This window comes from Deinococcus sp. (assembly GCF_018260555.1).
Taxonomy (GTDB): domain Bacteria; phylum Deinococcota; class Deinococci; order Deinococcales; family Deinococcaceae; genus Deinococcus.
Window position 1 is genome coordinate 1 of record NZ_JAGLBB010000058.1, and the last position, 19237, is coordinate 19237.

A 19237-nucleotide genomic window follows, 5' to 3' on the forward strand; every position below is an offset into this window, starting at 1 on the left:
CGTCCTCGTTGGAAGCACTCAAGAACGGCTGGCACGTCAGTTTTCACTTCATCTCATAAAATCTGTCAGGCGGTCAGCTGCACCAACTCAATCGGCATCCGTATCAGTCAGAATCGGATGTACGACTGTTGAAGATTACTGGTGTTTCAGCGCGCGCTGGCTCAGCGTCCCGCCACCTTCCCAGCCACCTCATACGGATTCCGCTCCACTGCGCCCAATCCGTCTATTATTCCCACTCGCATCCGCTCGGATTGACTCGGGACTGCACCGAATCAAACGGAATCCGTAGCATTGGCGCAGAGCGCTCCTGCTGGATCAGTGGCGCAGTTCGTACGCGGCGTCGCGGGTGCCGGTGCCCAGTTTGCGCAGCAGACCGCCCTGAACCAGTTGCCGGAGCGTTCGCCAGGCCTGCTGCGTGCTCAGGTCGCAGGCCTCGCGCAGGTCCACGTTCCGCACGCGGCCGCGCTCGCGGGCCAGGGCCAGCGCAATCGCGCGAATCTCGGCGGCGCTGGGACCGCTGGTGTCACGCGGCTCTCGCGCTCCGGACCGGGCCTTGCGGCGTGACGGCCCGGTCGGTACGGGCGGCTGTTGCACAGACATGGCCTGTGCCTGTGCCCGGGTGGCGGCCGGCTGATCTGTCTGCGCTTCCTGCGCGTGGTCGGCGGCGGGTCTGACCGTGGCCGCTGGCATCGCGCCATCGGGTCGTTCGGGCGCTGCGGGCAGCGTCTGTTCTGGCAGGGTCGCTTCCGGGCGGGGGCGCTTTCCAGATGATTGGGGCAGCGCGCTCAGCGCAGGCTCAGTGTTCTCAGGCACTAGGGTCTGAGACACTAGGGTCCGAGGGGTGGAGGTGTGCGGCGCGGCGCTGGGGCTGGGGTGTTCGCGGCCCAGCGCGCGGCGTACCTCGTCGGTCAGGATGTACGCGATGCCGCGTCCCACGCCGGCCTTCACGATCAGCGCGTGGTCCTCCATGCTCCTTAAAAGGCGGGGCGTGCGGTCTTCCGGGAGTTGCAGGGCGCGGGCCAGGGCGGCGCGGGTCGCCTCGCCCTCACGGGCCAGCAGGCTCAGGACGATCAGCATGTCCAGCGACAGCGTCTGCATGTCCTCCTGCTTGCGCGCCACGAACCGCACGAATTCCGCGTCGAAACCCGGGGAGTGCAGCGCCAGCGTCACGGAATCCGGGTACGTCGTGAACTCCGGCGGTTCCTTCCCGTGGCGCAGCATCAGCGAGTACATCTTATCCACGCCGACGCCCGCCCGCTCGACCAGTCCCAGGCGTGCCAGCACCTCGGCCAGCAGCGGATTGCGGCGCTTGGGCTGGTGGCGCAGGATGTTCCCCGGCGTGATCCCGCCCGGCAGGCCGCCGGGGTTCATGATCTCCAGCCGGTCCGGGAAGTGATGCACGTGCACCGCGTCGCGCAGCCTGTAATCCCGGTGGGTCAGCGCGTTCAGGAGGGCCTCGCGGTATACCGCCTCGTCCTGATCCCACACCTCGATCCGGAACAGGCCCACCTGCACGGGCGTGAAGCGGTTCCTGGCCTGGATCAGTTCGGCCAGCCGGGTCAGCAGCGCCGGAATGGGCCGCAGCAGGTCCTCCCGGAACTGGAATTCCACGTCGCTCGTCTGGTGGTGGTAGAAGCACACCTCGGACTGCGGCACGTGCGCCCGCAGCGCCGCCGGGGTGCCTGCCAGCAGAATCGCGGCCAGCGTGGGCCGCAGCGCCCCGCCACTGGGAACAAGGAGCCCGAGTTCCTGAAGGAAATCCAGGTCCGGCAGGTTCGACGCGCTCGCCCGGCGACCCAGCGCCCGCAGCCTCGCCACCTCGGACGGGTCCAGGTCCGCCAGGGACGCGTCGGGCGGCACGACCGCCGTGAAATCCTGATCCGCGACCGGTTCGGCCTCGCTGGGTGTGACCGGCACCAGATGCGCGCCGTCCCAGGTGATGACCGAACCGTCCGGCGCGGCCAGCACGTATGGCGCCTGCGGCACGAACACCGCCAGTACCCGCGCGCCCCCCGGCAGACGGTGATGCTGCACGGTCACGGTCAGGCGACCCCCGGAGAGCTCGAAGATCGCGTGCGTGACCATCAGCGGGTGCAGTTCGCCCGCGTCCCTCTCGGCGGCCGGGAGGTCCAGCACGTCCACGCCCACCAGCACCGTGCCGCCCCGCGCGTTCGCCAGCCCCACCGCGTACCGCGCGAGGTCCTGCGGGGAGACGTTCAGGGGCAGGTGAATGCAGGTCGGTCCCGCCAGAGGCAGCACCCCCAGCGGTGAAATAGCGTCAGCAGCGTCCAGCGTCACAATCGGTCAGTATACATCCCGCTCCGCAGGCACGGGCCGCAGCCACACGCGCTCGGGCCGCAGCGATGCCGCACCGGGCGGCAACCACACCAGCGCCCCCCGGCCGCCGCAACCGTACAGCACGGCCGCCTGCCCGAAGGTCCGGCCCAGCCGCGCCGCCTCCCACAGGGGCGCCCCGCGCAGCACCAGCGACGGTTCCTGCCACTCGCCCTCACCGTTCAGGGCGGCGAGCACGGTGCGCCCCGGTAGGCGCGCCCAGGCGGTCGCCTGCGCCAGCAGTGCGGCGTGCGCCGCTTCGTTGTGTGCCCGGGTCTGCCGCCGCCCCCACGGGTTCCAGGCGGTCACGATGGCCCAGCGTCCGGCCGTCCAGTCCGGCAGCGGCCCCGTCAGGGCGCGCCCGGAGCCGTTCCCGCTCAGGGCGACCCGCGCGCCCGGCGGTCCGTACCGCGTGGCGCTGAACGCTGCGCGCAGGGCCGGGTCGGGCCACGCGCCACCTGCCGGGGGCCGCACCCGCGTCAGTACCCGACAGTGGCGTTCAGGTTCACGATCTGGCCGTCGCGGTACCGCAGGACCAGACTGATCTTCTGCCCGGCCTTAAACGAACCGCCCAGCACCACGCGGTACCGGCCCGAATCGTTGAGGTTGAGGCTGCCGGGCACCGGGATGGCCTGCACGACCTCGCAGTTCGGAAGGCAGCGCAGCAGGCGGGCGCGCCCCAGGCTGCTCCACACGCCGGTTAGTTCGTCGGGCCTCAGCACACTCAGCGTCCCGATCAGGATGGCCCCGCCATGCGAGGGTTTCAGGCTCAGGGGCCGCGCGGCCGCCTGCGCGTCGCCCAGGACCGTGCCCAGGACCGCGTTCAGGCCAGCGGCGACGGTCAGGGCCAGCACGCGCCCCCGCAGCGCGCGGGTCACTCGGCGGCCTCCAGATCGCCTGCGTCCAGACTCCCCGCCTCGTCATCGGTCAGCAGGGGAGAGGCGGCGTCCACGTCCGTCTTCATGATCTCCCGCAGCACGCTGGTGGCGAAACTGCCACGCGGCAGCGTGAACGACACCGTGAAGCCGTCGTCCTCGGGCGTCACGCTGACCTGCTCGGGGAACACGCGCGTGAGGCGCCGGTCGCCCTTGCGGGACGAGAACAGATCGGCGGACAGGCCCAGCGCCGACAGCGCCTGCTGCTCCAGCGCCCCGGCGTCCAGCGTCAGGGGTTTAACCTTCTTGCCGAACAGCGTGCCGGTCGCGCTGACCTCGCCCCGCCCGGCACGCGGAGACTCCTGCTCGGCGTCCTCGACCAGAAAGACGCCGCCGGTATCGTGCTTCTTGGCCATGTCCCCGGCCAGCAGGCCCGTGAACACCCCGCGTTCCAGGCGCAGGTTCACGAACCCGTTGAACACCACGCTCTGCAGCGCCGTCGTCAGGAACCGCCGCACGCGTGGGTCACGCACGCGCGACTCGCCCCGCACGACCCGCAGTCCCTCCTCGGCGTTCAGGCCGCCCAGCCCGAAGCGCTGCGGCCCGAAGTAATTCGGCACGCCCGCCCGTGCCAGCTCCTCCAGCGTCTGCCCGGCCTGAGCAGCGTGGCCCGCCGCATCCCGCACCCGCACCGAGAAGCGGTTGGCCCGCAGGTGTCCCATGCCCAGCTTGTTCGGGTGCCGAGTCAGTTGCAGCACCCGCACTCCACCGAGCGCAAAATGCTGCACGCGCGCCTCGTACCTCTGCGGCAGGCTGATCCACTGGGTGGTCACGGCGTGCCGGTCCTTCAGGCCAGCCACGCCCACCTCGCGGTCACGCACGCCGACCTGCGCACCGAGTTCGCGCAGCACATGAGCGGTCGTGTGCCCGGTCTTCTCGAACTGCAGGTACAGGTGCTCGCCGTCACCAGACGGTTCGTACAGAGGCACTTCATCCACACGGAAATCACCAGGTTCCTGACGGAGCGTTCCGCCGGTTCCCGCGCCTTCCGTCAGCGCGCGCAGCGCCGACCAGTCAAACACCAGACTCACAATGCCGCCCACCATATCCTGCCATGCACCGGCGGATGTGAAACGCTCCGCAGCACCGCCCGGATTGAAGGGGGTCTGCGCAGCGTGCTGCCGCAGGCTGGGTCATACGGACTGCCGCTCCACTGCGCCACAGGGAAGACACCGCCTGCGGCTCCATACCGCGAAGGAGCGCAGGCTGTTCCTCCTCGCGTCCGCTCGGATGGATTCACAACTGCAGCGAATCAATCGGAATCCGTATCAGTTCAGGACGCGCTTGGCGGCGTCGGCCGGCGGCGTCCAGTCCGCGCGGAACAGGTGCGCGCCCTCCACGCGCAGCGGTGCGTACCACACCCGCACCCCACGGTCCTGCGCCGTGACGGGCAGCAGCGCCTCCTGCCCATCACGCAGTTCCAGCACTGTCTCGCCCGACACGGCCCGCACGGACAGCCACGCGTTCATGCCCGCCGGGGACCACCCGGCCAGCCGCAGCGGCCGGCCCGACACGTTCCGCAGGTGCGCGCCCCGCTCACTGAGCGTGATACTCAGGTCCGGCCATTCCGGCGTGACCGCGTGATTCCAGCGGGTCTGCCAGCGCGCGTGAGCATCAAAGCCCGCCGCTGCCGACCCTGGCCGTGCCGAGGGTCGGCCTGCCGGAACAACTGCCATCAGCAGGCCCGCGCCGGACATCAGCAGCGCCGCCGCGGCCACACTGAGCGTCAGCGGATTCAGGTGTGCCGGGTCCCGCAGGGCCAGCAGCAGCCCGGCCCCGAGGGTCAGGCCCACCAGCGGCCAGCCCAGCCGGTCCCAGGCCGGACCCGACCGCCAGGAATTCCTGTCCGGCGCCCCGGTCGGCGGTGCATCCACAGGCGCGGCCGGGACGAACGCAGCGGGCAGGAACTCGGCCAGCAACAGCAGGCCCGCCCCCACCCCGAAGAGCGCGGGTACGTCCAGCAGGGGCGCCAGTAGCATCAGCAGCAGCCCCGGCACCCCCCACCACGCTGCCCTGGGCCTCAGGCCACGCCGGGCCGCCCGGCCGACCCGCAGCAGCCAGTACGCGCCCAGCAGGGCCAGTGACACCGCCAGCAGCGGACTCAGCCCCGCGCCCACGTCCAGCAGGTCCGCGCTTAGCATGGGGCGCTCCCGGCGACGATCAGGTGCGCGGGCGTGGCACTGGGCTCAGAAACGGTCATCGCCCTGACTACCCTTGCGGTGACGGCCCAGCCCGGCTGCCACGCCGCCCCCTGCCCCCGGTTGCGGCGTGGGCGGCGTGGGCGGCCCACTCACCTCGGAAAGAGCCGGAGCTGGCCGGGCGGCCGCTGTGGTCGGCACGCCCGGCTGCCCGTGCCGCTCGACCTCAAAGGCCAGGTGACCGATCTCGTCACGCAGGATGCCCTCCCAGGCGGTCTTCACGGCGTTCAGGCTGCCCGGCATGGCGAACACCACCGAGCCGCGTACCAGGCCCGCCACGGCCCGCGACAGCATCGCCGCGCCCCCCACCTGCCGGTACGACAGCATGCGGAACAGCTCACCGAAGCCCGGAATGGGCTTGGTGATCATGGACTCCACGACCGGCACCGTCACGTCCCGCCCCGTGATGCCCGTCCCGCCCGTGGACAGCACCACCGTCGCCTCGCGCACGAACGCCACCAGACTCGAGCGGATGTGCACCGCGTCGTCCTTCACGACCCGGTATCCGACCACCTCGTGCCCCTGCGCGCGCAGCTCGCCGAGCAGATACTGCCCGCTCGTATCGGTCTGCTCGGTGCGGGTATCACTGATGGTCAGGACCGCCACCCGTACGGGCCGCTCGCCACGCTGCCGGTGCTGCCCCGCAGAATCGACAGGAACGCTGGCACTGGCGCTGGCCGGGGCGGGAACGGAAGGCGTGCCGGGAGGGAAGTCCGTCATGCCGACCAGCGTACCCCGTCCCCGCCGCCGAACAGAAGCGGTTCTCACAGGGGCGCCCCCACGCAGCAGAGACGCCACGCCACTGGCCCAATCTTCAGAGTGGCCCTGGCTTCAGAGCGGCCCTGCCTTTAGAGTGGCTCGGCGTTCAGGACGTTGCGGGCACGCTCGGGCAGCAGGGCGCGGTCCGCACGGCGTAACTCCGCGCGTGTGCAGCGCCGCGTCAGGGCCATGAACACGTCGGCCTGCTGCGCCAGGAACTCGCGGTACCCGTCCTCCTGCCCGCTGCGCACGCACTCCAGCGCCAGCAGCTCCAGCTGCCCCGTCAGTTGCGCCAGGGCCAGGTGCCGCGCGGCGGCGGCCCCACTGTCACCCAGCGTGCCGCGCAGCTCAGGCAGCCGCTCGGGCCAGCGTTGCAGCAGACGTGCGGCGCGGCCCACATTCGGGTCCTCCAGCGTGAGCAGGCAGGCGCGGCAGGGCTGCTCACGGCTGGCCTCGCCGCACACCGGGCAGGGCCGCCAGCCCTGCTCCTCGCGCCAGCGGCGGGCGCGGGTGATCGCCTCGGCCGCCCGCAGCGCCGCGCCCCTGAGTTCGGGACTGCGTTCGCTCTGCACCCCCTCGACCAGTTGCTGCGCCCGCGCGCGGTCCGGGGCGGGCAGCGGCGCGGGCAACCGTGCAGGGGACGATGCAGGCGCCGGGTCGGCTGCTCGCAGCGGACCGACACTGAATCGGATCTCGCTGATGGGTTTTTCGGGAATCAGGGCGTTCAGGGCCTTCATGAAGTGGTGGCGCTGCATGCTCAGGTGGTGCGCGGTGGCGCTGTCACGCACCTCCACGAACAGCGTCCCGGCCTGCTGCGTGCGGGGCCGCGTGATGCGCGCGATCTCCGGGCCGACCGCCTGCGGCCACATCAGGATGGCGCGCGCCCGCTCGATGCCGCGCGCGATCCGGGCGGTGCCCAGCGTGGCGCCCATCAGCTCGCCCATCTGGCGCGGGCCGCTCAGGCGGCGGCCACGCGTCACGCACCCACCCCGGCCACGTCCGGCAGGTCGGCCAGTTCTGACTCAGGCCCCGCTGCGCGCGGGCCCGGCTCAGGCTGGTGGGTTTCGGCTGCTTCCGGCCCGGCTTCCGGCGTGAAACGGCCCGACTGCGCCCGCAGCGTCAGGGCCGCGCCCGGCGCGCGCTCGGTGCCGGTCACGATGGCCTGCGGGACGCTGGCGGCCAGTTCCAGCAGGAACGACCGCCGTACCGGGTCCAGTTCGGCCGAGAAGTCATCCACGAGCAGCACCGGCCGCTCTCCGAAACGCTCGGCCAGCAGTTCCAGTTCCGCTCGCCGCAGCGCCAGCGCCACGGTGCGGCCCTCGCCCCGGCTGGCGTACTCGCTGGCCGGGAAGTCCCCCAGGGTCAGCAGCAGGTCGTCGCGGTGCGGGCCGGTCGCGGTACTTCCGCGCGCGAGTTCCTCGGCGCGGCGAGCGCCCATATCCTGCGCGTACGATTCGGGCGTGGTGGATTCCGTCAGGGACAGCGTCAGGGTCTTGCGGCTGCCCAGCGCGGCGTTCGCCTCGGCCGCCAGTTCGTTCAGTCGCACCAGTGCCCGGCGGCGGAACAGCATGATCTCGGTGCCCAGCCGCACCAGCGACTCGTCCCACACGTGCATGGCCCACTCCTCGCCGCCGCGCAGGGCCGCGTTGCGCTGCGACACCGTGCGCTCGTAGCGGGCGAGTTGCTCGGCGTAGCGCGCACTCAGGCGCGACAGCAGCGAATCCAGGAACGCGCGCCGCCCGGACGGCGAACCGAACACCATCTCACTGTCCTCCGGGCGAATCCACACGGCACTCCCGCGCGGCAGGTCCCCGGTGCGCACGCGCACGCCGTCCAGTTTCAGTTGCCGCCGCCCGCGCCCCAGCCCGACCTCCTGCACGCTCAGGCTGCCGCCGCTTTCCAGGTCGGCGCGCACGTACGCCTCGGTCTCGCCCTGCTGCACCAGTTGCTCCAGACGGGACACGTCCGTCAGGCCGGTCAGCGCCAGGTACGCAGCTTCCAGCAGGTTGGTCTTGCCCGCACCGTTCTCGCCGAACACACCCGTCACACCCGCCGGAAACGCCAGGGTGCACGGCGCGAGGTTCCGGTAGTTCAGGGTGGACAACGAATCAAGGCGCACCCGACCATTCTAGGGCGCTGGCGTTCAGGTACAGAGGCGTCCGTTACAGGAGCGGGGGGGCCAGCAGCCCAGCCGGGGGCGCGGGCCGGGCTGCTGGCAGGCACGGTACGCTGGGCGGCATGAGCGCCTCCGCCCCCCAGCCGCCCACCTCCCAGCCGCCCACGCCTGAACTGCCCAGTCTGGAAGCCCTGAACGCGTTTGGCGCGGGCCGCTTGCCGGGCCTGATCGGCGTCCGGTTCACGCACGCCACGCGGGGACTGCTGCGGAGCGAATTGACGGTGCGCCCCGAACTGCTCGCCCCGAACGGCTTCCTGCACGCCGCGAGCGTCATCGCGCTGGCCGACACCACCTGCGGGTACGGCACGCGCATCCTGCTGCCAGACGGCGCGGACTCGTTCACGACCATCGAACTGAAAAGTAATCACCTGGGGACCGCCCGTGACGGCACCGTCACCTGCGAGGCCCGGAACGTGCACGCCGGGCGCACCACGCAGGTCTGGGACGCCGAGGTCCGCGCAGGTGACGGTAAACTCATGGCGCTGTTCCGCTGCACGCAGGCCGTTCTGTACCCGAGACCCGCCCCGGCAGGCGAGTAACGTGCCCGCCGCGCGCACCTTCCTGACCCACCCCGACCCGTTGACCCGCGAGGTCGCCCGCCACTACGCCGGGGGGGCCTTCCTGATGGACAACGGCGACGGCCTGCAGTGGTACTCGGTCGAGGGCCGCGCCGTTGTGCCGCTGACCGAGGCGGACGGCCTGCACATTGCCCGCCGCCTGCGCCGCGACCTGCGGCACTTCGAGCCGCGCGTGGATACCGCCTTCGCGCAGGTCGTCGCTGGCTGCCGGGGCGACCTGCCGGGCAGTGCCCCCCGCGACGGCGAGTGGATCAGCGACGAACTCGCGGACCTGTACACGCACCTGCACGCGCAGGGGCTGGCGCACTCCTTCGAGGTCTGGCGCGGCGGTGAGCTGGCCGGGGGGGTCCTGGGCCTCGCGCTGGGCGGTGCGTTTATCGCCGAGAGCAAATTCCACCGGGTCACGAACGCCAGCAAGGCCGCCCTGATTCACCTGGCCGCGCACCTGCACGCGCGCGGGTTCACGCTGCTGGACGCCCAGATCCAGAACCCGCACCTCGAAACGCTCGGCGTGCGGGAAATCGGCAGCGACACGTACGGCGCGCTGCTGGGCGCGGCCCTGCCTCTGAACGTCAGCCTGTAATGCGGACTCCGGTGGAATGGTTTGCAAAAACCGTTCCATCCGAGCGGATGCGAGTAGGAGAGAAACGCCCCTCCGGACGTGGAGCTGGCAACCCGGTGGGGTTCCGGGTTGTCAGCGAAACAGACGGAATCCGTATAAGGGGGTGTGGGGAGTGCTGACCCCTCAGACGGACTGCCGCACCACTGCGCCACAGTCGGAAAAGCGCCGCCTGCGGCTCCATACCGCGAAGGGGCGTATGGTGTTCCTCCTCGCATCCGCTCGGATTGATCCAGAACTACACCGAATCAATCGGAATCCCTCTCGGCCGCCTGTTACCCTCCGGTCAGGGCGCCCCACAGCAGGTAGCCGTTCAGTGCAATGATGACGCCCGCGAACAGCCAGCCGAGCGCGGTCACATGGGGGCGGCTGACCAGAACGCCCATCACGTCGCGGCGGGCGGTGAAGGCCAGCAGGGGAATCAGCGCGAACGGCACGCCGAAACTGAGGATCACCTGCGAGAGAATCAGGACGCTGGTGGCGTCCAGGCCCATCAGGATCACGATGAACGCCGGGAGCATGGTGATGGTGCGCCGCAGCCACAGCGGAATGCTGAAGTGCACGAATCCCTGCATGATCACCTGCCCGGCCATGGTGCCCACGGCGCTGCTGCTCAGGCCGCTGGCGAGCAGCGCGATGGCAAAGGCGGTCGCGGCGGCCGGGCCGAGCAGGGGTGTGAGGGTCCGGTACGCGGTTTCCAGGTTCCCGGCGTCCTCGACGCCCTTGCCGTAGAAGGTGGCGGCGGCCACAGCCAGCATGCTCATATTGATCAGCCCGGCCACGCCCATCGAGATGATCACGTCCACGCGGTTCAGGCGGCTCAGGCGCAGTTTCTCCTGGTCGTTGCGGGTGGGAACGCGGCCCTGCGTGAGCGCGGAGTGCAGGTAGATGACGTGCGGCATGACGGTCGCGCCGATGATGCCCACGGCGAGGTACACGCTGTCCACGCCCTGGAAGGACGGCACGAAGCCCCGGCCCAGGTCGGCCAGGTTGGGCCGCGCCAGCACGAACTGCGTGACGTACGCCACGCCGATGATGGCGACAAAGCCCCCGATCACGAGTTCCAGCGGGCGGAACCCGCGCCGCTGAATGGTCAGCAGCCAGAATGTCAACACGCCCGTGATGGCCGCGCCCCAGATCAGCGGCAGGCCGGTCAGGAGTTGAATGGCGATGGACGCACCGATGAACTCCGCGAGGTCGGTGGCGATGGCGACCAGTTCCGCCTGCACCCAGTACAGCCACACGGCCGGGCGCGGAAAGCGCTCCCGGATGACTTCCGGCAGGTTCTTCCCGGTGGCGATGCCCAGTTTGGCGCTCAGGTTCTGGATCAGCATGGCCATCAGGTTGGCGGCCAGGATTACCCACAGCAGGCCGTACCCGAACTGCGCGCCGCCCTGGATGTTGGTGGCGAAGTTGCCCGGGTCCATGTACGCGATGGAGGCAATGACCGCCGGCCCGAGAAACGGCAGGATGCGGGCCAGGCCGCGCTTGCCGCCCCGCTGTTCCAGAATCGCGGCGGCGCGGGCGTTCATGCGGTCGTCCAGGGACGAGGCGCCGGTCTTCCCTGTGCCGGGTGTGGGGGGAGTGGGTGTAGGTGTGCTGTGCGGTGCGTCGCCGGGATAGGGTGATTCAGGCGCGGGCGGGGGAGACGACATACCGCATTTTAGGTACGCCTAAAAATAAAGTCCAGTCCTCGCCTAAAGCCAAGTCAGCGCCCGCCCTGCCCACGGGCACGCACCGTCAAGACACGCACCGTCAAGACACGGACCGTCAAGACACGGACCGTCAAGACACGGACCGTCAAGACACGGACCGTCAAGACACGGACCGTCAAGAGAGTTCCAACCCCACCCGCGCTACATACCTCCCACGCCGCACCCCCACACCCGCCCTCCCGGCGGCCACCTCCTAGCCAAGCCGCGCCCACCACCCCCTCCGGGCGCTTACCCTCAAGGGCATGACCGCACCCGCCACCCCCACCCCTGCGGCCCAGGCAGACCGCGCCGACACCCTGCGCGTCCTGATCTGCGACGAGATGAACCCCGGCAACCTGGAACACGCCGGATTCCAGATCGATTACCAGGGCAACATGGACCGCGCCGAGACGCTGCGCCGCCTGCCCGACTATGACGCGCTGATCACCCGCAGCCGCACCAAGGTTGACCGGGAACTCATCGACGCGGCCGGACCCCGCCTGAAAGTCATCGGGCGCGGCGGCGTGGGCGTGGACAACATCGACCTGGACTACGCCAGCCTGCGCGGCCTGCTGGTCCTGAACGCCCCGGAAAGCAACAACGTCTCGGCCGCCGAACTGGCCGTCATGCACCTCATGGCCGCCGCGCGCGGCCTGACCCGCAGCGACCGGCTGACCCGCGCCGGAGAGTGGGACCGCAAGTACCTGGGTCAGGAACTCAAGGACCGCACCCTGGGGATCATCGGTCTGGGCCGCATCGGCTCGATTGTCGCCGACCGCGCCCAGGGGCTGCGCATGAACGTCGTCGCCTACGATCCGCACGTCCCGGACAGCAAATTCGAACGCCTGGGCGTGAAACGCGCCGCGACCCTCGACGAGCTGCTGGCCCAGGTGGACGCCATCACCGTGCACACCCCCCTGACCGACGAGACGCGCGGCATGATCGGCGCCGAGCAACTCGCCCGCCTGAAAAAAGGCGCCATCGCCGTGAACGCCGCGCGTGGCGGCATCATCGACGAACAGGCCCTCGTGGACGCCCTGCACAGCGGCCACCTGTTCGCCGCCGGCGTGGACGTGTTCGTGGACGAACCCCCCACTCCGGGGCACATCTTCCTGCACGCCCCGAACCTGGGCATCACCGCCCACCTGGGCGCCAATACCTTCGAGGCGCAGGAACGCGTCGGCGCCGAGATCGTCTCCCGCGTCCTGGACGCCCTGCACGGCGACGTCAGCAAGGGCGCCGTGAACGCCCCCGCCCTGGACGCCAAGACCATGGAGGCCCTGGGCGGCTACCTGAAACTTGGGGATAAACTGGGCCGCATCCTGGCGCAACTGTTGCCCGGCGCGCACGACCTGGAGGTCACCTTCCGCGGCGAGTTCCCCTCCGATCCCGCCCCGGTCGTCACCAGCGTCCTGGTCGGGTACCTGAGCGGTAGCACCGACGAGACGCCCAACATGATCAACGCCCGCGCCCTGGCCCGCGAACGCGGCGTGAACGTCGCCATTCGTGAGCAGGCCGACAGCCCCGACTACCAGACCGAGGTGATCGTGAAGATCACGGCCGGGCAGACCGGCGAGAAGGAACGCACCCGCACCGTGGGCGGCACCGTGTTCGGCAAGAACCCCCGCCTGACCCGCCTGCGCGACTACCGGGTGGAACTCGAACCCGAAGGCTACATCCTGATCGCCAGTAACCAGGACAAACCCGGCGCGGTCGCCAAGCTCAGCACCCTGCTCGGCACATGGGGCGTGAACATCGCCGGCATGGCCCTCGGCCGCGCCGAGAAGGGCGGGCAGGCCCTGTTCACCCTGACCCTCGACGACGCCCTGACCCCGGAGCAACTCGCGCAGGTCCGCGAACTCGACGTGATTGCCAGCGCCTACATGGTCCGCGCCTGATACGAACTCCGGTGAAGTGGTTTTTACCGACCATTCCACCGGAGTCCGTGTGGCAGCCCAGGCGGAGGGGGGTGGCCTGCCCGGATCCGCCCCCCTTGCCGTGTCATTGAACCGCCGTGTCATTGAAGCGCTGTGTCCTGGGCCTGCCGTGTCCTGGGCTGGCCGGGTTCCGGGCTGCGTGGCCCCGCTGACCTTCAGAGCTGCCGGTGCAGGCGGTCGGCGGCGACCAGCAGGACGTCCCAGACGCCACTGAACGGCGGGGCGTACGCGAGGTCCGCGTCGAACAGGTCCTGCGCGGTCGCGTGGGTGCCCAGCAGCGCCGCGACGACATCCACCCGCTTCACGCTCAGGTGGTTACGGCCCAGCAGTTGCGCGCCCAGCAGGCGGCCCGTGCCCCGCTCGCCGGTCAGGCGCACGTGAATGGGCCGGGCGCTGGCGTGGTACCCGGCGTGGTCGGTGCTGGTCACGTCCACGCTCACGGCGTTTAGGCCCAGGGTCTCGGCGTCGCTCTGGGTCAGGCCGGTGCGGGCCACGCCCAGCTCGAAGGTCTTGAAGATGGCGGTGCCGACCACGCCGGGAAAGCGGGCGTTCCCTCCGGCCATATTCACGCCTGCCACGCGGCCCATGCGGTTGGCGGGCAGGCCCAGCGGAATGTGCACGCTGCGGCGCGTAACGCGGTGCATGCTCTGGGTGTTGTCCCCGGCCGAGTAGATGCCCGGCACGTTCGTCTCCTGCCGGGCGTTCACGGCCACCGCGCCCGTCTTGCCCAGGCGCACACCGGCCGCGCGGGCCAGCTCCACGTTCGGTTTCACGCCCACCGCCACCACGACCAGGTCCGCCTGCACCAGCCCGGCGTCCGTCTGCACGCCCGTCACGCGCCCGGTGCCGGTCAGGCCCTCCACGCTCACGCCGCAGCGTACGTCCACCCCGCCGCGTTCCAGTTCCTCGCGGACCTGCGCCTGCAACTCCGGGTCCAGCATGCCGCGCGCCACTCCCGGCCCGCGCTCCAACAGGACCACGCTGAGGCCCCGCGCCCGCAGCGCCTCGGCCAGCTCCAGCCCGATGTACCCGCCGCCGATAATGCACGCCCGGCGTGCCCCCGCCACGCTGGCATCCAGCGCCTGCCCGTCCGGAATGTCGCGCAATACGTGCACGCCCTCCAGGTTCGTCTGCGCCCACGCGGGCCGCACGGCCGACACTCCGGTCGCCAGGAGCAGCCGGTCGAACGGTTCGGTCGTCGTGCGCCCCGCCTCCCGGTCCAGAACGGTCACTGTCGCGGCCCGCGCGTCCACGCCCGTCACCTCGTGCCGCGTGCGCACGCTGACGCCCCGCGCCCGCATCTGCTCCGGGGTGCGCGCCACCAGATCCCCGAAATCCTCGACCTCCCCGCCGATCACGTACGGCAACCCACACGCGCCGTAACTCACGAACTCACCCCGGTCGAACACCACGATCTCCGCGTCCGGATTGAACCGCCTCGCCCGGCTGGCCGCACTCATCCCGGCGGCCACGCCGCCCACAATCACGATTCGCATGCCCGCAGCGTAGCCGCTCCCCACCCGGCAGCCATATCGGTGGCCTTCATGAGGGGGCCGGTGGGGTCGGTGCGGGCGGTCAGGTCGCGCCCGCTGTGACCTATCAGCGGCCCCCTGGCTCAGCGGCCGAAGTCCTGCACCCAGTACGTGGTGAAGGTGGTGCTGGGCGTGCCGTTGCCCATCGCCGCCCCGAACAAGGTCCAGTCGGGGTTCATGAGGGTGCGGCAGTGGCCGGGACTGCTGATGAGGGTCTGAAGGGCCTCCTCGGGCGTCAGGACGTTGTACGCGGCGTTCTCTCCGACAAGCGTTCCGCTGAAGCCGCTCTGCCGGGCGCGCTGCGGGGGTTCGCTGCCGGTTTCGGGGTTCACGTGCCCCCGGAAGTTCAGGCGGATCATGTCGTTCACGTGCATCTGCGCGCTGCTGGCGAGCGACTGGTCCCATACCAGCGGGCCGGTCGTGCCGAACAGTTGATCCCCGCAGCGTTGCCCCTGGCGGCGGGCCTCGTTGGTGATGTCCATGAACCGCACCATCCATTCGTGGGAGTCGCTGGCCTCGATCTGGGCGGGCTGCACGTACACCAGCGCGGCGCAGCCGTCCTGTACTGACCCCCCGTAGCGGCTGAAGCCGATGCGGTGTCCCGCTGTCCGGCGCCGGGGGCGTACCGACTGGTGCCGCCGGGAGGGGCACCGTCGCCTGGGCGCTGGCGGGTGCGCCCAGAGGCAGGCCGTTCAGCGCGGCGCACAGCGCGGCGGCGCGCGTCAGGGGCCGTGACGAGCCGGTAGGGGAGGGGGCGGCGGAACGCAGGCGCCATCTGGGCGAGGGGAGTCTCAACATCTTCAGATCACTCCATCATGAGAACCGCACGGTGTCCTCACAATCTGCCGCCCGAGCATTTGGATTCCCACGTTCGTCGGGTGTGCACCCACCGGGGGAACGCGCGGCCGCCGCGCCCGGTACCGGCTCGGTACTCCGCTGCACAGCGCCGCCCGTCACCCGGCTGGGGGGGCTACCATGCTGGGCATGAGCGACGCATCCCCGACGCAGCACACGCCGGACCACACGCCCCTGAACCGAGCGCGCCTGATCGCCCCCGGTCCCGTCGAGGTCGCGCCGGACGTGCTGGCCCAGCTGGCGCAGCCGCAGATGCACCACCGCGCCCAGGACGGCATCGACAAGCTGATGGAAGCCCGCGCGAAACTCTCGCGCCTGCTGGGCGATCCGTATGACGCGGTCATCACGACCAGCAGCGGCACCGGCGCGTTCGAGGGCGCGCTGCTGAGCACCACCCCGGCGGGCGCGCGCGTCGTGAACGCGCAGGCGGGCAAGTTCAGCGAACGCTGGGGCGAGATGGCGCAGCGCTTCGGGTACGACACGCACCTTGTGGCCCGGCCCTGGGGCGACGTGCTCGACCCGCAGGAAGTGGCGGATACCGCGCGCGGCGCGCACACCCTGCTGATCACGCACAGCGAGACCAGCACCGGCGCGCTGCACGACCTGGAAGCCATCGCGCGGGCCGCGAAGGCCCAGAACCCGGACCTGATCATCATTGCCGACGGCATCACCTCCTACGGCGTGGCCGAACTGCGCCCGGCCGCGTGGGGCGTGGATGTGATCGTCTCCGGCAGCCAGAAGGGCACCGCCACCCCGCCGGGCCTGGGCTTCGTGCTGTTCAGTCCCGAGGTGCAGACGCGCATGATCCGCGAACCCGGCAACGCCTTCTACCTCGATATGACCCGCGAACTGGCCGGGCAGAAGGCCGGCAGCACCCCGCAGACGCCCGCCATCAACCTGATCTACGCCCTGAGCACCGCCCTGGACCGTCTGCTGAGCGTGCCCCTGGAAGTCCTGTGGGCCGAGCAGCGCCGCAAGACCGACGCCCTGATTGCCGCCGGAACGGCGCTTGGCGCGCCCGCCTGGGCTCCGCGCACCAGCCCGGCCGTCGCGGTCCTGACGCCCCCGGCGGGCGTGACCGGCCGGCAGGTGGCCGCGCAACTCGCGGCCATGGGCCAGCGCGCCCTGCCCGGACAGGCCCCCCATGAGGACACCGTGTTCCGAGTGAGCACCATGGGGTACGCCGACCGGTACGACGCGCTCGGCATCGCCGGAATCCTGGAAGACGCCTTCGCGGCGCTTGGCGTGCCCTTCGAGCGGGGCGTCGCCGTGAACGCCGCGTGGCAGGCCCTGCGCCGCTGAGGGCCGCAGCAACCACTCCAACCTGAATACCAGCCCAACGTGCAGCCGCCCCAGCTTCAGGCCGGTGCGGTTGCACGTTGGGCACTGTGCCGCGCCGCGAACGGGGCACCACACGGAGATCTGCACCGCCATCTGTCCGCCGTGTCCGGAGCGCCGCCCGCGTGCCGTACCCTGTGCGGCATGACCCGCGCCCTGTTCCACACCAGCCAGGATCTGCTGTTCCACGCGCAGGTCACGCACGCCCGCGGGGACGAGGTGGCGCTGGACGCCACGGCCCTCTACCCGGAAGCGGGTGGTCAGGCGGCCGACACCGGCTCTCTCCGCTGGACGGAGGCGAGCGGCGAGGCCCGGCGGGTGTCGGTGACGCACAGCCGGAGGGACAGGGCCACCGGCCTGATCTGGCACAGCCTGACCGGCGACCTTCCCCCGGTCGGTCTCGCGGTCACGGGCGAGGTGGACGCGGCGCGCCGCTGGCGGCACTCGCAGCGGCACAGCGCCGAGCACCTGCTCGCGCAGGCGTTCGTGCGGGTGAACCCGGCCTTCACGGTGGACGCCGTGAACATGACCGGCCCGGAATGCACCCTGGACCTGCGCGGCGACCCGGCCGAGGTACACGTGCGGGCCGCCGAGGCGCTGTTGCGCGAAACGCTGGGCCGCACCGACCTGAGCCTCGAAACGCCGGTCGTGCCGGACCAGGACCTGCACCGGTACCCGCTGCGGCGGGCTGCGGCGGTCAGCGGGGCGGTGCGCCTCGTGATCTTCCGGGACGGACGGGGCGAGCCGTTCGACGTGAGCGCCTGCGGCGGCACGCACGTCCCGCACGCCAGCATGGCGGCGCCCGTCGTGGTCTTGCGCACCGAGCGCGTGCGGGGCGGCGTGACCCGCGTGACCTTCATGGCCGGCGAGGAAGCGGGCGCCCATCTGGGCGGCGTGTACGCCGACACCCGGAAGCTGGCCGTGGACCTGAGCGTGCCGGTCGAGCAGGTGCCGGGGAGGGTGCAGGTCCTGGCAGACAGCCACGCGGCCCTGCAAGCGCAGCTGGACGCCCTGAACGCTGCTCACGCCCGGACCCTGCGGGACGCCGCTCCCACAGAGACGCTCGGAGCCGCGACCCTGCGTCCTCTCACTCTGCGTCCTGTCACACTGCCCGACCCGGCCGGTCTGCTGCCCGCCCTGACCGACCTGAAACCCGGCGAGGTCGTGGTCGCCGTGACCGCAGCGGGCCGCGTGGGCGTGGCCAGCGCCCACCCGGACGTGAACGCCGCAGAGGTTCTGCGCGCCGCACTGACGGCCAGCGGCGGCAAGGGCGGCGGCCGGCCCGACCTCGCCCAGGGCAGCACCCCGGACACCGGCGCTTTCACGCGCGCCGTCCGCGAAACACTCCTCGCTCCTGCCTGACGGTTCACAGCCACCCCGGAACTTGGTAGGCTCAGGGGTCATGAGTATCCACCTGAACGCCGAACCCGGCCAGATTGCCGAAACCGTCCTGCTGCCCGGCGACCCCCTGCGCGCCAAGCACATCGCCGAGACCTTCCTGACCGACCCGGTGCTACACAACACCGTGCGCGGCATGCACGGCTACACCGGCACGTACAAGGGCCAGCGGGTCAGCGTGCAGGGCACCGGCATGGGCATCGCCAGCTCCATGATCTACGTCAGCGAACTGATCACGGGGTATGGCTGCAAGAACCTGATCCGCGTCGGCACCGCCGGCAGCTACCAGGCAGACGTGCACGTGCGTGACATCGTGCTCGCGCAGGCCGCCTGTACGGACAGCAACATCAACAACATCCGCTTCGGGGCCAAGAACTTCGCCCCCATCGCGGACTTCGGCCTGCTGATGCGCGCCTACCAGATCGCACGCGAACGCGGCCACGCCACGCACGTCGGGAACATTATGAGCAGCGACACCTTCTACCACGACGACTTCGACCAGTACAAACTCTGGGCGGACTTCGGCGTGCTGGCCGTCGAGATGGAAGCCGCCGGGCTGTACACCCTGGCCGCCAAGCACGGCGTCAAGGCCCTGACCATCCTGACCATCAGCGACCACCTCGTCACCCGCGAGGAAACGACCGCCGAGGAACGCCAGCTGACCTTCAACGCCATGATCGAGATCGCCCTGGACGCCGCGCTGGGCGAGTAATGCTGACTCCGATTGACTGGCAGGCAAAGCCGCTGGGTCCGAGCGGACGCGAGTAGCAACACCATACGCCCCTTCGCGGCATGGAGCGGAAGCCAACTAAGTACACTGCGTTTATCTTGTAGATAAACCGCGCGGAGCGCGTAGCAGAAGAAAGTACGTTGGAGCGGGAATG

17 protein-coding genes are annotated in these 19237 nt (G+C 70.6%); 6 read left to right on the top strand and 11 right to left on the bottom strand.

All coding sequences use genetic code 11. From position 1 onward, the window contains the following. Positions 1-315: 315 nt before the first annotated feature. From QZ271_RS11200 to recF, 8 genes are all read right to left on the bottom strand, one after another. A complete protein-coding gene (locus QZ271_RS11200) occupies positions 316-2298 on the bottom strand; it encodes an ATP-binding protein (protein ID WP_291431461.1) in 1983 nt (660 codons plus the stop codon). A 6-nt stretch (positions 2299-2304) separates the two neighbouring features. Further along, positions 2305-2808, bottom strand: a complete 504-nt coding sequence (locus QZ271_RS11205) for a DUF3293 domain-containing protein (protein WP_291431463.1) — start codon at positions 2806-2808, stop codon at positions 2305-2307. Between the two features lie 5 nt (positions 2809-2813). Further along, entirely contained in the window at positions 2814-3212 is a 399-nt protein-coding gene (locus QZ271_RS11210) for a hypothetical protein (RefSeq protein WP_291431465.1), read from the bottom strand. Next, the gene (truD, locus tag QZ271_RS11215; RefSeq protein ID WP_291431467.1) at positions 3209-4315 is read right to left on the bottom strand and encodes a tRNA pseudouridine(13) synthase TruD; all 1107 of its coding nucleotides are present in this window, start codon (positions 4313-4315) and stop codon (positions 3209-3211) included. Before truD ends, QZ271_RS11210 begins: the two co-directional genes overlap by 4 nt. Positions 4316-4537: 222 nt before the next feature. Then, positions 4538-5410, bottom strand: coding sequence for a hypothetical protein (locus QZ271_RS11220; protein WP_291431469.1), 873 nt, complete (start codon positions 5408-5410; stop codon positions 4538-4540). Positions 5411-5455: 45 nt separating this feature from the next. Further along, the gene (locus QZ271_RS11225) at positions 5456-6187 is read right to left on the bottom strand and encodes a molybdenum cofactor biosynthesis protein B (RefSeq protein ID WP_291431471.1); all 732 of its coding nucleotides are present in this window, start codon (positions 6185-6187) and stop codon (positions 5456-5458) included. Between the two features lie 128 nt (positions 6188-6315). Then, the gene (locus QZ271_RS11230; RefSeq protein WP_291431474.1) at positions 6316-7206 is read right to left on the bottom strand and encodes a DUF721 domain-containing protein; all 891 of its coding nucleotides are present in this window, start codon (positions 7204-7206) and stop codon (positions 6316-6318) included. Then, the gene (gene recF / locus QZ271_RS11235) at positions 7203-8345 is read right to left on the bottom strand and encodes a DNA replication and repair protein RecF (protein ID WP_291431476.1); all 1143 of its coding nucleotides are present in this window, start codon (positions 8343-8345) and stop codon (positions 7203-7205) included. The genes QZ271_RS11230 and recF overlap by 4 nt, the downstream gene beginning before the upstream one ends. A gap of 119 nt (positions 8346-8464) precedes the next feature. On the opposite strand from recF, the gene QZ271_RS11240 reads away from it, so the two are divergent. Both QZ271_RS11240 and aat read left to right on the top strand, forming a co-directional pair. Next, positions 8465-8941, top strand: coding sequence for a PaaI family thioesterase (locus QZ271_RS11240; protein ID WP_291431477.1), 477 nt, complete (start codon positions 8465-8467; stop codon positions 8939-8941). Between the two features lies 1 nt (position 8942). Further along, positions 8943-9563, top strand: a complete 621-nt coding sequence (gene aat / locus QZ271_RS11245; RefSeq protein ID WP_291431480.1) for a leucyl/phenylalanyl-tRNA--protein transferase — start codon at positions 8943-8945, stop codon at positions 9561-9563. Positions 9564-9874: 311 nt separating this feature from the next. Here aat and QZ271_RS11250 read toward each other — a convergent pair whose 3' ends face one another. After that, a complete protein-coding gene (locus tag QZ271_RS11250) occupies positions 9875-11131 on the bottom strand; it encodes an Nramp family divalent metal transporter (protein ID WP_291431482.1) in 1257 nt (418 codons plus the stop codon). 425 nt (positions 11132-11556) lie between these two features. On the opposite strand from QZ271_RS11250, the gene serA reads away from it, so the two are divergent. Next, positions 11557-13191, top strand: coding sequence for a phosphoglycerate dehydrogenase (gene serA, locus QZ271_RS11255; protein ID WP_291431484.1), 1635 nt, complete (start codon positions 11557-11559; stop codon positions 13189-13191). Positions 13192-13385: 194 nt separating this feature from the next. Here serA and QZ271_RS11260 read toward each other — a convergent pair whose 3' ends face one another. Both QZ271_RS11260 and QZ271_RS11265 read right to left on the bottom strand, forming a co-directional pair. Continuing rightward, entirely contained in the window at positions 13386-14726 is a 1341-nt protein-coding gene (locus QZ271_RS11260) for an FAD-dependent oxidoreductase (RefSeq protein WP_291431486.1), read from the bottom strand. A gap of 119 nt (positions 14727-14845) precedes the next feature. Beyond that, entirely contained in the window at positions 14846-15298 is a 453-nt protein-coding gene (locus QZ271_RS11265; RefSeq protein ID WP_291431488.1) for a CAP domain-containing protein, read from the bottom strand. Positions 15299-15746: 448 nt separating this feature from the next. On the opposite strand from QZ271_RS11265, the gene QZ271_RS11270 reads away from it, so the two are divergent. The 3 genes from QZ271_RS11270 to deoD all read left to right on the top strand — a co-directional run bounded on the left by QZ271_RS11270 (position 15747) and on the right by deoD (position 19065). After that, positions 15747-16919 carry an aminotransferase class V-fold PLP-dependent enzyme gene (locus QZ271_RS11270; protein ID WP_291431490.1) on the top strand — a complete coding sequence of 391 codons (1173 nt, stop codon included), beginning with the start codon at positions 15747-15749 and terminating at the stop codon, positions 16917-16919. Between the two features lie 180 nt (positions 16920-17099). Continuing rightward, complete coding sequence (locus QZ271_RS11275; RefSeq protein ID WP_291431492.1) at positions 17100-18317, top strand: DHHA1 domain-containing protein; 1218 nt, start codon at positions 17100-17102, stop codon at positions 18315-18317. 40 nt (positions 18318-18357) lie between these two features. After that, a complete protein-coding gene (deoD, locus tag QZ271_RS11280; RefSeq protein ID WP_291431494.1) occupies positions 18358-19065 on the top strand; it encodes a purine-nucleoside phosphorylase in 708 nt (235 codons plus the stop codon). Positions 19066-19237: the final 172 nt, after the last annotated feature.